Genomic DNA, 12653 nt, shown 5'->3' with positions numbered 1-12653 from the left:
CCGAGGCGGTGCGCCCTGCGGGGCGCACCTCCTCAGAGCGCGTCCAGCCAGCGCCTCGCGTCACGCGGGGTGCGGAGGCGGACGACCGGCTTCGTGCGGGCGAGCTCCGCGTAGCGCTCCCGGGTCGGTCGGTGTGCGGTCCAGGACCACGCGACGATGTTCGTGTGCGGGTCGCGGCTCAGCAGCGAGCGCAGGTCCTCGCGGTTGCCGTGCCACAGCTCGGCGCGCGTGATGCCCCGCCGCAGCGTCCGGCGGACGACGCGCGGCAGCACGACCCGACGCGGGTAGTCGAGCCACACCCAGGCCTCGACAGCGTCCAGGGTGTCGCCGACACTGCTGGTCCAGTTGCCGTCCACGACCCAGCCCTCCGGTGCTCGGGCGACGGCGTCCCGGATCAGCGCTCGTGCCTCGTCGGGGTCCCGCTTGGTCCAGCCGGCGTCCCAGAAGACCTCGTCGAGCTCGAGCGCCGGCACGCCCAGTCGCCGCGCGAGATCGCGCGCGAAGGTCGTCTTGCCCGCGCCGCTGTTGCCGACGACGCGGATGCGCCGCGCGGCGGGCCCGGTCAGGAGCCGAGCACGGCCGCCAGCGAGCGCAGCCGGGCGTTGTCGAACAGGTCGTCGATGAGGACGAGCTGGCCCGACGAGTCCGCCAGCGGCACCTTCCAGTTGGGGTACTCCTGGTCCGTCCCGGGCTGGTTCTGCGCGCGCCGCTCCCCCACGGCGTCCGTCAGCGCGACCCCGAGCAGCACGGCCGGCGTGGCCATGATGTAGCGGTGCATGGCCTCGACGACCTCGCGCTCGGACGGGTCGTCGCTGATCAGGCCCCGCTCGTGCAGGGCCGTGAGCATGCGGTCGCGCTCGGCGTCCGCCGCCGCGCGCACCACGGGCACCGGCTCGGTGAGCAGGCCCAGCCGCTCGCGGATCGCCACGTGCTCGCCCGCGAGGTAGCCGGCCGTCGGCGGCAGGTCGTGCGTGGTGACCGTCGCGAGGACGAGCTGGCGGTAGTCCTGCGGCGCCAGCGGGTTGCCGTGCATGTCGTGCTCGAACCACAGGACCGACGTGCCGAGCACGCCGCGCGTGGTCAGGTAGTCGCGGACCCACGGCTCGACGACCCCGAGGTCCTCGCCGATGACGACCGCGCCCGCCCGCTGCGCCTCCAGGGCGAGGATGCCGATGAGCGCCTCGTGGTCGTAGCGGACGTACGCACCCTCGTCGGCCCCGGCGCCCTCCGGCACCCACCACAGCCGGAACAGGCCGATGACGTGGTCGATCCGGATGGCACCCGCGTGCCGGAGCACCGTGCGCAGCATGTCGCGGTACGGGCGGTAGCCCGCGCGGGCCAGCTCCTGGGGGTGCCACGGCGGCTGCGACCAGTTCTGGCCCTGCTGGTTGTACATGTCCGGCGGGGCTCCCACGGTGGCACCGCGCACGAGCACGTCGCCGAGCGCCCACACGTCGGCGCCGGCGGGGTGCACGCCCACCGCGAGGTCGTGCATGATGCCGAGCGCCATCCCGTTCTCGCGTGCGCTGCGCTGGGCGGCGGCGAGCTGCTCGTCGGCCACCCACTGCAGCCAGGTGTGGAACGCGACGCGCTCGGCGAGCACCTCGCGCTCACGGGCGACCGCCGCGGAGGCAGGGTCCCTCAGCGTCGCCGGGATCGTCTCGGAGCCGTACTTCTCCGCGAGAGCGCTCCACAGCGCGAACGTCTCGAGCCCCGCACCCTGCTCCGCGACGAACGCGTCGAGGCTCGCCTGCCGCGCGGCCCCGCGCGGCACGGCGAAGACGACCTCGAGCGCCGAGCGCTTCGCCTCCCACGCGGCGTCCCGGTCGATCGGCCCCGGGTCGGTGTCCAGCGCCGTGACCGGCTCGGCCGCCCACTCGACGAGCGAGCGGTCGGCGGACGCGAGGTAGGCGGCCTCGGGCACGGCCTCGGGCCGCACGTAGATCGGGTTGACGAAGCGCCGGGTCGTGGGCAGGTACGGCGACGGGGTCATCGGCGCGACGGGCTCGGCCGCGTGCAGCGGGTTGATGAGCAGGAAGTCGGCGCCGATGCCGCCGGCGAGCACGCCCAGGTCGGCGAGGTCGACGAGGTCCCCGATCCCCCAGGAGCGCTCCGACCGGATCGAGTACAGCTGGGCCATGAGCCCCCACTGCCGATGGCCGTCCAGCGACGCGGGCAGCTCGAGGCGGTCGGGCGTCACGACGAGCACGGCACGCGCCTGCGCGCTCGGGCCGTCCGCGCGCAGCTCGTGCCAGCCCAGGGGCAGGTCGGTCGGAACGGTGAAGGTCGCGCGGCCGACGAGCCGGCCGTCGACCGTCCGGGGCGCGACGTAGGCATCGGTCTGCGTGAGGTCGCGGCGCCCGCCGCCGGCCTCTTCGTCCAGCTCGACCCACAGCGAGACCGGGTCCCCGTCGGTGACGTGGACCGGGACGTGCACCGTGCGGCCCTCGCGCACGACGACGACGGGCGGCAGCACGCGGCGCCACGGCGTGTCGTCGACGTGGCTCAGCGCGAGGTCGATCCGCTCGGGCGAGGAGGCGTCCACGCCGAGCGCGCGGAGCACGCCACGCAAGGTGGTCGCGGTCGCCGCCTTCAGCTCCCCGTGGAACCCCCAGTGGTCGGGCGCGACGCCGTGGGCGGCGGCGAGCCGCAGCAGGGCGTCGGAGGGTGCGTCCGTGTCGTCGACCATTGGACTGATCCTGCCAGAGGGACAGGCCGGTACGCAGGAGCAACGTCGGCCGTGGGGCCGCTCCGTCGTAGCCTTGCGACCCATGACGGCCACCCCGCTGCGCACGTACCCGCCCGCCCACCGGCTCGACCTCGTCGAGGACCTGCACGGCCACGCGGTCGCCGACCCCTACCGCTGGCTCGAGGACGCGGCCGCCGCGGACACCGAGGCGTGGTCGTCGGCGCAGGACGACCTGTACGCGGCGCACCGCGCGACGTACCGCACCGACGGCACCCTCGGCGCCGAGTCGCTGACCGCGCGGCTGGGCGAGCTGCTGGGCGCCGGCTTCGTCGGGACGCCCGCCTGGCGCGGCGACCGGCGCTTCTTCTCCCGCCGGTCGGGCGACCAGGAGCACGCCGTGGTGGTGGTCGCCGAGGGCGACGACGAGCGCGTGCTCGTCGACCCGGTGGCGCTCGACCCGGCCGGCACGACGACGCTCGACGCCTGGCAGCCCTCCAAGGAGGGCCACCTGCTCGCGTACCAGGTGTCCACCGGGGGGACCGAGGAGAGCGTCCTGCACGTCCTCGACGTGGCCACCGGCGAGCTCGTCGACGGCCCGATCGACCGCGCGCGCTACTCCCCCGTGGCGTGGCTGCCGGGCGGGGAGGCGTTCTACTACGTGCGCCGCCTGCCTCCCGAGCAGCTGCCGGACGACGAGCACCAGTACCACCGTCGCGTCTGGCTGCACCGCGTCGGCACGGCACCCGAGACCGACGTCGAGGTCTTCGGCGACGGGCTGGACCACACGAACTACTACGGCGCCTCGGTCTCCCGCGACGGCCGCTGGCTGATCGTGTCCGCCTCCGCCGGGACCGCGCCGCGTACGGACGTGTGGATCGCCGACCTGTCGACCGGCGGACCGTTCGTCGAGGTCGCGGTCGGCATCGACGCCGAGACCGGTGCGTGGATCGGCCGCGACGGGCGCCTGTGGGTGCACACCAACCTCGATGCCCCGCGGGGTCGCCTCGCGGTCGCGGACCCGGTCGAGCCGGGCGTCGAGCACTGGCGCACGGTGCTGGCCGAGCACCCCGAGGCGGTGCTCGAGGACGTCGCCTTCACCGACGGCGGTCCCGACGACCCGACGCCGACCCTGCTGCTCGCGTCGTGGCGCCGGCACACCGTCTCCGAGGTGACGACGCACGACCCGTGCTCGGGCGCGGCGCTCGGCGCGGTCTCTCTGCCCGGCCTGGGCTCGATCTCCGGCCTGGTCACGCGCCCCGACGGCGGCAGCGACGTCTGGTTCTCCTACACCGACCACACGAGCGTGCCGGCCGTGCACCGCTTCGACGCCACCACGGGCGCGGTCACGCTGTGGGCCTCACCGCCTGGGGCGCTGGCCGACCTGCCGCCGGTCGTCGCGCGGCAGGTCGAGGTCACGAGCCCCGACGGAACGACGGTGCGCGCCTTCGTCGTCGCGCGCGCGGACCTGCTCGACGCCGCCGGGAACCCGAAGGCACCGGCCCCGACGATCCTGTACGGCTACGGCGGCTTCCAGATCTCGCTCGACCCCGGCTACTCGGCCACGACCCTCGCCTGGGTCGAGGCCGGCGGCGTGTACGTCGTCGCCAACCTGCGCGGCGGCGGCGAGGAGGGCGAGGAGTGGCACCGCGACGGGATGCGGGCGCACAAGCAGAACGTGTTCGACGACTTCCACGCCGTGGGCGACTGGCTCGTGGCGCACGGCTGGACGACGCCCGGCCAGCTCGCCTGCTGGGGCGGGTCCAACGGCGGACTGCTCGTCGGCGCGGCCCTCACGCAGCGGCCCGACCTGTTCGCGGCCGTCGTGTGCTCCGCTCCCCTGCTCGACATGGTCCGCTACCAGCGGTTCGGCCTCGGCGTCACCTGGACCGAGGAGTACGGCGACGCCGACGACCCGACCGAGCTCGGCTGGCTGCTCGGGTACTCGCCGTACCACCGGGTCGTCGACGGCACGGCCTACCCGTCCACCCTGTTCACCGTGTTCGAGGGCGACACGCGGGTCGACCCGCTGCACGCGCGCAAGCTCGCCGCGGCGGTGCAGGCGGCGACGTCGGGCGCAGCGCCGATCCTCGTGCGCCGCGAGACCGGCGTCGGGCACGGCGGGCGGTCGCTGTCCCGGTCCATCGCGCTGACGGTCGAGCAGCTGCAGTTCGTCGCCGACGCGACGGGGCTGAGCGCATGATGCGCTTCGCGACCTCGAGCCCGAGCCCGTCGCCCGGGGTCGTCCCGACGGACGCCACGCCCCACGGCCTGTGGCAGTGGTTCATCGGCGTGCCGCTGAACATCGTGCTCATCGTCGTGATCAGCAGCCTCATCCTCGTCGCGCTGCGCCGCACGATCCGCACGATCACCGGCCACGTCGCGGACGGCAAGCCGCTGCTCGCCCGCACCGGGCTGCAGGACACGGGCGTGGGCAGCGCGCTGCTGCGGGCCGACCCGCTCGCCTCGGCGCGGCGGTCGCAGCGCGCTCGCACCCTCGACTCGGTCCTGCGGTCCTGCGCGACGATCCTCGTCGGCGGCATCGCGCTGTTCCTCGTGCTCGACGCGCTCGGGGTGAACATCGCGCCGTTCATCGCCTCGGCCGGCATCGTCGGCGTGGCCCTCGGCTTCGGCGCGCAGAGCCTGGTCAAGGACTTCCTCACCGGGACGTTCATGCTGCTCGAGGACCAGTACGGCGTGGGCGACGTGATCGACGCCGGGCCGGCCAACGGCACGGTCGAGGCGGTCACGCTGCGGGTCACCAAAATCCGCGACGCCGACGGCACCCTCTGGTACATCCCGAACGGGTCGATGCTGCGGGTCGGCAACAAGACGCAGGGCTGGGCGACGGCCGTCGTGGAGGTCGACGTCGACTACTTCGCGAACATCGACGAGGTCCGCTCGCTGCTGGAGGAGGCCGCCGCGTCGGTCGCCGCCGACCCGGACCTCGGCCCCGAGCTGCAGGGCGAGCCGACGATCACGGGCATCGAGAAGCTCAGCGCCGACGCCGTGACGATGCGGCTCAAGGTCCGCACGTCGCCCGCGAAGCAGTGGGAGGTCGCCCGCGCGCTGCGCGTCGCGACGCGCGGCGTCCTCGAGCAGGCGGGCGTGCCGCTCGCGGGCCAGCACGACCGGATGTCGGCGTACGTCGCAGCCCGGACGGCCGAGCCCGGCGAGCCCGACGACGGGCTGCACGAGACGGTCGAGCCCTAGGCCCAGTCGAGCAGCGGGTCGCCGGCGACGACGGCGGCACCCTCGGCGGGCAGGACCGTGACGACCCCCTCGGGCGCCTGCAGGGCCACGACGGGGCAGATCGTGGCGAGCCCGGCGGCCGCCACGTCGACGGGCGACCAGCTCACGAGGCGCTGCCCGGCCGTCACCGAGTCCCCGGCGCGCACGTGCAGCGTGAAGCCGAGCCCCTTGAGGCTCACGGTGTCGATGCCGAGGTGGACCAGCACGGAGCGCTCGTCGTCCAGCTCGAGCGCGAACGCGTGCGGGTGCAGCGCGCCGACGACGCCGTCGGCAGGTGAGACCACGTGCTGGGTCTGCGTGCGCTCGGGCTCGATGGCGATACCCGGGCCGATGATCTGCTCGGCGAACACCACGTCGGGCACCGCGGACACGGGCCGGACGGTGCCGGCGAGCGGGCTCAGGAGCCGCAGCGTCGCCACGGGTGGGTCAGCGCAGCGAGTCGAGCTCGGCCGCGAGGTTGTCGGCCTCCGGGCCGACGATGACCTGGACGATCCGACCGGACCGCACGACGCCGAATGCGCCGGACGCCTTGAGCGCCGCCTCGTCGACCAGCTGCGAGTCGCCGACCTCGACCCGCAGGCGGGTGATGCACGGCTCCAGGTCGACGACGTTCGCGTCGCCGCCCAGCGCTGCGAGGATCTGCTCTGCCTTGCTCAAAGGAACTCCCCAGTCTCAACCGGCTCAACCGGCGCGATCCGTCGACACGCGCACCCAGCAGCCTAACCCTCGCACGGGTCGCTGGAGCCCGCTCGACCCGTCCGGCCCAGCGGGCGCGTGTCGGTTGGCGTCGGCGACCCCGGAAGGGCAAGACTGCTCGCACTCGACGAGGAGGTCATCACCAGGTGAGCCCGCAGCCCCCCACTGTCGTCACCGGCATCGGCGTGAGCCCCGGCCGCGTCGCCGCGCCCGCCGTCCTCATGCCCGACCCGATCACCGAGCCCCCCGCCGGGCGTCGCCTGCCCCCAGGCGCCGACCACGACGCCGCCGCGCAGAGCATCGCGACCGCCTCCGAGCGCGTCCGGGCCGCCCTCGACGCCGCGGCCGACCGGGCGACCGGGGACGCCGCCGACCTCTTGCACACGACCGCCGCGATCGCCGCCGACCCGACGCTGGTCGCCGACGCGGTCGAGCGCGTCATGACCGAGCACCTCGTGCCCGAGCGCGCCGTCTGGGAGGCGGCCGACGCGGTGGCCGAGCAGTTCCTGGCGATCGGCGGCGTCTTCGCCGAGCGCACGCGGGACATCGCCGACGTGCGCGACCGCCTGGTCGCGGAGCTGACCGGCCGTGCGGCGCCCGGCGTGCCCGAGCGCGACGAGCCGTTCGTGCTCGTCGGCCTCGACCTCGCGCCCGCGCTCGTCGCGACGCTCGACACCGACCGCGTGCTCGCGATCGTCACCGCCGAGGGCGGCCCGACCGCGCACACCGCGATCCTCGCCCGGGCCCGCGGGATCGCCGGGGTCGTCGCAGCCCGCGGGATCCTGTCCGCGCTGGGCGACGGGGACCTGGTCCTCGTCGACGGCGCCGCCGGCACCGTGACCATCGGGCCGGACGACGACCAGGTGGCGGCCGCACGGGCGCTCGCCGCGCAGGTGCGCGTCTTCACCGGCCCGGGCCAGACGTCGGACGGCCACCGGGTCGAGCTCCTCGCCAACGTCGGCGACCCCGCCGCCGCGGGCGCCGCGGCCGAGGCGGGGGCCGAGGGCGTCGGGCTGTTCCGCACCGAGTTCGCGTTCCTCGACCGCGAGGAGGCGCCCTCGATCGACGAGCAGGTCGCGGCCTACCGCCGCGTGTTCGCCGCGTTCGCCGGCCACAAGGTCGTCATCCGCACGCTCGACGCCGGTGCCGACAAGCCGATGCCGTTCCTCGCGGGCGACGCCGAGGTGAACCCCGCGCTCGGCGTGCGCGGGCTGCGCACCGTCGACCGCCACCCCGACATCCTCGACGACCAGCTCACCGCGATCCGGACGGCCCGCGACGCCGAGACCGCCGACGTGTGGGTGATGGCCCCGATGGTCTCGACGGTCGACGAGGCCGCCGACTTCGTGGCGGCGTGCGCGCGGCACGGGCTCGACCACGCCGGCGTGATGATCGAGGTGCCCAGCGCCGCGCTCATGTCCGGCCCGATCCTGGCCCACGCGACGTTCGCGTCCGTCGGCACGAACGACCTCGTCCAGTACACGATGGCCGCGGACCGGCTGCTCGGCGCGGTCGCGCACCTGTCCGTCGCGTGGCAGCCCGCCGTCCTGCAGCTCGTCGCCGCGACGTGCGCGGGCGCCGCGGCGCAGGGCAGGCCCGTCGGCGTCTGCGGTGAGTCGGCGGCCTCGCCCGCGCTCGCCGCGGTGCTCGTCGGGCTGGGCGTCTCGTCGCTGTCGATGACGCCCCGTGCGCTGGCTGACGTGTCTGCCGTGCTCGGGGCCACCACGTACGACGAGTGTCGCCGCCTTGCCGGGCTGGCCCTCGCCTCGTCGTCGGCGGCCGACGCCCGCGCGACGGTGCGCGCTCAGCTGCCCGTCCTGGCGGAGCTGGGGCTGTAGGCCCCGTGTGAGGATGGTCGGCGTGAGACCCGACTCCTTCTACGAGGCGATCGGCGGGCACGAGACGTTCGTGGCGCTGGTCGACGAGTTCTACCGCGGCGTGGCCGCCGACCCCGTGCTCAAGCCCATGTACCCGGAGGACGACCTCGGGCCCGCCGCCGAGCGACTGACGAAGTTCCTCGAGCAGTACTGGGGCGGTCCGACGACCTACTCGGAGGAGCGCGGCCACCCCCGCCTGCGGATGCGCCACGCGCCGTTCAAGGTCAACCCTGACGCGCGCGACCGGTGGCTGCTGCACATGCGCACCGCGGTCGACTCCCTGGACCTCGCCCCCCTGCACCGCGCCGAGCTGTGGGACTACCTGGAGCGGGCGGCCCACTCGATGCTCAACACGTTCGAGGACTGAGGCGGAGCGCAGCGCGGCCTCAGTCCGACCACAGGCACGAGGACTGAGGGTTCGGCGCCGGGTCGTCGGTTCGGCGCCGGGTCGTCGGTTCGGCGACGGGTCGTCGGTTGCAACCGACGACCTGTGGCGAGACCGACGACCTGGCGACGGCCGTCGTCGGGCGCAGCGTGGAATGCTGGCGGGCATGAGCGAGCAGCCCACGCCCCACTCGGCCATCGACTCCGTGCTCGGCGTCCTCGAGATCGAGCAGGACCCGGCCTCGCCGGACGTGTTCGCGGGGCGCAGCCTGCCGCAGCCCAACGGGCGCGTGTTCGGCGGCCAGGTGCTCGCGCAGTCGCTGCTCGCCGCGGGCCGGACCGTCGAGGACGGGCGCCTGCCGCACTCGCTGCACGGGTACTTCCTGCGCGCGGGCGACGTGCGCGAGCCCATCACGTTCGCGGTCGAGCGCCTGCGCGACGGCCGCTCGTTCTCGGCCCGGCGCACGCACGCCCTGCAGGGCGGCGCGCCGATCCTCTCGATGATCACCTCCTTCCAGGAGGACCAGCCGGGGATCGACTACGCCGACGAGATGCCGGCCGACGTCCCCGAGCCGGAGCACGTGACCTCCGCGCTCGACCTGCTCTCGGGCATCGACCACCCGGTCGCGAAGTTCTGGACGCAGGAGGCCGCCTTCGACGTCCGGCACGTCGGCGGGTCGATCTACCTCGGCGCGGCCCCCTCGCACCAGGGCCAGCAGATGGTCTGGTTCCGCTCGCGCGGACCGCTGCCCGACGACCAGCTCCTGCACCGCGCCCTGCTCGCGTACGCGTGCGACCAGGTGATGCTCGAGCCGATCCTGCGCCGCTCGGGCCAGTCGTGGGTGACGCCCGGCCTGTCGATCGCGAGCCTGGATCACGCGATGTGGTGGCACCGCGACGTACGAGTCGACGACTGGCTCCTGTACGTCCAGTCGTCGCCCAGCGCGCAGGGCGGTCGCGGCCTCGGCGCGGCGCGAGTCTTCACGCGCCAGGGCGTCCTGGTCGCCTCGGTCGCCCAGGAGGGCATGGTCCGCCTCCCCGCCTGACGCCCGACGAGCGCGCTCGCCGCGCTCGGGTGAGACTCGCCGCATGGTTCGTCTCCGCCGCGTGCGCATCGACTCCCCCGGCTGGACCCGGCGCAAGCACGGGCGCACGTTCGTCTACCTGGACCTCGACGCCGCGCGGATCGCCGACGAGGAGCACCTCGAGCGCATCGTCGCGCTGGCGATCCCGCCGGCGTGGAGCGACGTGTGGATCAGCCCGTGGCCGAACGGGCACATCCAGGCGGCGGGGCTGGACGACGCGGCTCGGCGCCAGTACGTCTACCACCAGCAGTGGCGTCTGCGGCGCGACCGGCTCAAGCACGAGCACGTCCTCGACGTGGCCGAGCGGCTTCCCGCGGCTCGTCGGCGTGTGCGGCTCGACATGCATCTCGACGGCTGGCCGCGCGACAAGGCGCTCGCACTCGCGTTCCGGCTGCTCGACCTGGCCTACCTGCGGGTGGGCGGCGAGGGGTACGCGGCCAAGCACGGGTCGTACGGCCTGGCGACGCTGCTGCGCGAGCACGTCACGGTGCTCGCCCCCGCGGCCGACGGCGACGAGGGCCGCGTGCACCTGCGCTTCCCCGCCAAGTCCGGCCAGATCCGCGACACGGTCGTCGAGGACGACGACGTGGCCCGCCTGGTGCGCAGCCTGGTCCGCCGCTCCGACGACGGCCCCGAGCTGCTCGCCTGGCGCGACGACGCCGGCACGTGGCACGACGTGACCAGCTCCGACGTCTCGTCGTACGTCAAGGAACGACTGGGCGACGACTCGAGCGCGAAGGACTTCCGCACGTGGCACGCGACCGTCCTCGCCGCCCGCGGGCTCGCGGAGGCCGGCGACGTTCCCCGGACCGACCGGGGCCGCCGGCGCGTGGCCACCCAGGTCGTCAAGGACGTCGCCGAGGAGCTGGGCAACACCCCGGCCGTGTGCCGGGCGTCCTACATCGACGCGCGCCTGTTCGACCTGTGGGAGCGCGGCGAGACGATCCGACCCACCCGCTCGCAGGCCGTGGCCGAGCGCGAGACCCTCGCGCTGCTGAGAGGACGCTGAGGACCGTCCGGCTCGGCGTGCGGCAGGGCTGAACGCCGCACACACTGCGCAGATGACCTCCGACCAGGACCTCGCCCCGCTGCGCGCCGCCGACACGCTCGTCGGCCTCGTGCCCGGGGTCGGCGACGACGGTCGGCCCCGCCCGGACGCGCCGCTGGTCGCCGTGACCGGCGTGACCGGCTACGTCGGCGGCCGGCTGGTCCCCGAGCTCCTCGCAGCCGGCTACCGCGTGCGCGCGATCGCCCGCAACCCCGACCGGCTGCGCGGCCAGGCCTGGTACGACGACGTCGAGGCCGTCCAGGCCGACGCCGCCGAGCCCGAGCAGATCGCGAAGGCGCTCGACGGGACCGACGTCGCCTACTACCTCATCCACTCGCTGGGCTCCGGGCGCAAGTTCGAGGCCACGGACCGCCACACCGCCCTGGTCTTCGGGCAGGCGGCACGTGACGCCGGCGTCGGTCGGATCGTCTACCTCGGCGGCCTCTACCCGGAGGGTGAGGACCTCTCTCCGCACCTGGCCTCGCGCACCGAGGTCGGCGAGATCCTGCTGGCGAGCGGCGTCCCGACGACCGTCCTGCGCGCGGCCGTCATCCTCGGCTCGGGTTCGGCGTCGTTCGAGATGATGCGCTACCTCACCGAGCGGCTGCCCGCGATGACGGTGCCGCGCTGGGTGGAGAACCGGATCCAGCCGATCGCCGTCCGCGACGTGCTGCGCTACCTCGTCGGCTCCGCGGCCATGCCGCGCGAGGTCAGCCGCGGGTTCGACATCGGCGGCCCCGACGTCCTGACCTACCGCGACATGATGCAGCGCTACGCCGAGGCGGAGGGGCTGCCGCGGCGCATCATCGTCGGCGTGGGCGTCCTGACCCCGCGGCTCTCGAGCCTGTGGGTCTCGCTCGTGACGCCCGTGCCGTCGGGCCTGGCGCGTCCGCTCGTCGAGTCGCTCGTGCACGAGGTCGTCTGCGACGAGCACGACATCGCCGCGTTCGTGCCGGACCCGCCGACGGGCCTCGTCGGCTTCGACCTGGCCGTGCGCCTCGCGCTGCAGCGCATCCAGGAGCTGAACGTCAGCACGCGCTGGTCGTCGGCCGCCGTGACCGGCGCCCCGAGCGACCCGCTGCCCACCGACCCGGACTGGGCCGGCGGCTCGCTCTACGTCGACGAGCGTCGCATCGAGGTCGACGCCTCCCCCGCCGCGCTCTGGCGGGTCATCGAGGCCGTCGGGGGCGAGCAGGGCTGGTACTCCTGGGGGCTCGCGTGGCGCGTGCGCGGCATCATGGACAAGCTCGTCGGCGGCCCGGGGCTGCGCCGCGGCCGACGCGACCCGCGCCATCTCGTCGTCGACGACGCCGTCGACTTCTGGCGCGTCGAGGCCATCGAACCGGGTCGCCTGCTGCGGCTTCGTGCCGAGATGAAGGTGCCCGGCCTGGCATGGCTCGAGCTGCGCGTCGACCCTGTGGACGACGGCGAGGGCTGGTCGAACCCGCCCACGGCGTTCTCGCACCGCGCCCTGTTCCACCCCAAGGGGCTCACGGGGCAGCTGTACTGGTGGGCCGTCTACCCGTTCCACGGCGTGGTGTTCGGCGGCATGCAGCGCAACATCGCCCGGGCGGCCGAGCGCGCGGAGCGTGCGCGGACGGACCGGGGCACGCCCGACGCCTGAG

11 protein-coding genes are annotated in these 12653 nt (G+C 74.6%); 7 read left to right on the top strand and 4 right to left on the bottom strand.

Annotated elements, in window-relative coordinates; all coding sequences use genetic code 11:
- Positions 1–32 precede the first annotated feature (32 nt).
- Complete coding sequence (locus EDF34_RS09005; RefSeq protein ID WP_233575284.1) at positions 33–473, bottom strand: toxin; 441 nt, start codon at positions 471–473, stop codon at positions 33–35.
- Between the two features lie 89 nt (positions 474–562).
- Positions 563–2689 carry a 4-alpha-glucanotransferase gene (malQ, locus tag EDF34_RS09000; RefSeq protein ID WP_123371026.1) on the bottom strand — a complete coding sequence of 709 codons (2127 nt, stop codon included), beginning with the start codon at positions 2687–2689 and terminating at the stop codon, positions 563–565.
- An 82-nt stretch (positions 2690–2771) separates the two neighbouring features.
- Between malQ and EDF34_RS08995 the strand changes: the two genes are divergently transcribed.
- Positions 2772–4889 (top strand): prolyl oligopeptidase family protein, encoded by a 2118-nt coding sequence (locus EDF34_RS08995; protein WP_123371025.1) that lies wholly within the window; start codon positions 2772–2774, stop codon positions 4887–4889.
- Positions 4886–5899, top strand: a complete 1014-nt coding sequence (locus tag EDF34_RS08990; RefSeq protein WP_233575283.1) for a mechanosensitive ion channel family protein — start codon at positions 4886–4888, stop codon at positions 5897–5899. Before EDF34_RS08995 ends, EDF34_RS08990 begins: the two co-directional genes overlap by 4 nt.
- Here the strand turns inward: EDF34_RS08990 and EDF34_RS08985 are convergent.
- On the bottom strand, positions 5896–6357 hold the full coding sequence (locus EDF34_RS08985; protein WP_123371024.1) for a PTS glucose transporter subunit IIA: 462 nt from the start codon (positions 6355–6357) through the stop codon (positions 5896–5898). The two genes, EDF34_RS08990 and EDF34_RS08985, sit on opposite strands and share 4 nt — an antisense overlap.
- Positions 6358–6364: 7 nt before the next feature.
- Entirely contained in the window at positions 6365–6595 is a 231-nt protein-coding gene (locus tag EDF34_RS08980) for a glucose PTS transporter subunit EIIB (protein ID WP_123371023.1), read from the bottom strand.
- Positions 6596–6780: 185 nt separating this feature from the next.
- Between EDF34_RS08980 and ptsP the strand changes: the two genes are divergently transcribed.
- The 5 genes from ptsP (at position 6781) to EDF34_RS08955 (ending at position 12652) form a co-directional block, all read left to right on the top strand.
- Positions 6781–8472 carry a phosphoenolpyruvate--protein phosphotransferase gene (gene ptsP, locus EDF34_RS08975; RefSeq protein ID WP_123371022.1) on the top strand — a complete coding sequence of 564 codons (1692 nt, stop codon included), beginning with the start codon at positions 6781–6783 and terminating at the stop codon, positions 8470–8472.
- 22 nt (positions 8473–8494) lie between these two features.
- A complete protein-coding gene (locus EDF34_RS08970; protein WP_123371285.1) occupies positions 8495–8878 on the top strand; it encodes a globin in 384 nt (127 codons plus the stop codon).
- Between the two features lie 184 nt (positions 8879–9062).
- Positions 9063–9941 carry an acyl-CoA thioesterase II gene (locus tag EDF34_RS08965; protein WP_123371284.1) on the top strand — a complete coding sequence of 293 codons (879 nt, stop codon included), beginning with the start codon at positions 9063–9065 and terminating at the stop codon, positions 9939–9941.
- Between the two features lie 43 nt (positions 9942–9984).
- Positions 9985–10989, top strand: a complete 1005-nt coding sequence (locus tag EDF34_RS08960) for a DNA topoisomerase IB (protein ID WP_123371021.1) — start codon at positions 9985–9987, stop codon at positions 10987–10989.
- 52 nt (positions 10990–11041) lie between these two features.
- On the top strand, positions 11042–12652 hold the full coding sequence (locus EDF34_RS08955) for an SDR family oxidoreductase (protein WP_123371020.1): 1611 nt from the start codon (positions 11042–11044) through the stop codon (positions 12650–12652).
- The last annotated feature ends 1 nt before the right edge of the window (position 12653 follow it).

The sequence above is a fragment of the Cellulomonas sp. PhB150 genome (assembly GCF_003755175.1).
Classification (GTDB): Bacteria; Actinomycetota; Actinomycetes; order Actinomycetales; family Cellulomonadaceae; genus Cellulomonas.
The sequence above is the reverse complement of the archived record's forward strand: the minus strand, read 5'-3'. Positions and strand labels throughout refer to the sequence as shown.

Bases quoted from the DNA above. Each gene is read 5' to 3' on its own strand.
- malQ (WP_123371026.1), bottom strand. From the start codon at position 2,689: ATGGTCGACGACACGGACGCACCCTCCGACGCCCTGCTGCGGCTCGCC.
- EDF34_RS08995 (WP_123371025.1), top strand. From the start codon at position 2,772: ATGACGGCCACCCCGCTGCGCACGTACCCGCCCGCCCACCGGCTCGAC.
- EDF34_RS08990 (WP_233575283.1), top strand. From the start codon at position 4,886: ATGATGCGCTTCGCGACCTCGAGCCCGAGCCCGTCGCCCGGGGTCGTC.
- EDF34_RS08965 (WP_123371284.1), top strand. From the start codon at position 9,063: ATGAGCGAGCAGCCCACGCCCCACTCGGCCATCGACTCCGTGCTCGGC.
- EDF34_RS08960 (WP_123371021.1), top strand. From the start codon at position 9,985: ATGGTTCGTCTCCGCCGCGTGCGCATCGACTCCCCCGGCTGGACCCGG.
- EDF34_RS08955 (WP_123371020.1), top strand. From the start codon at position 11,042: ATGACCTCCGACCAGGACCTCGCCCCGCTGCGCGCCGCCGACACGCTC.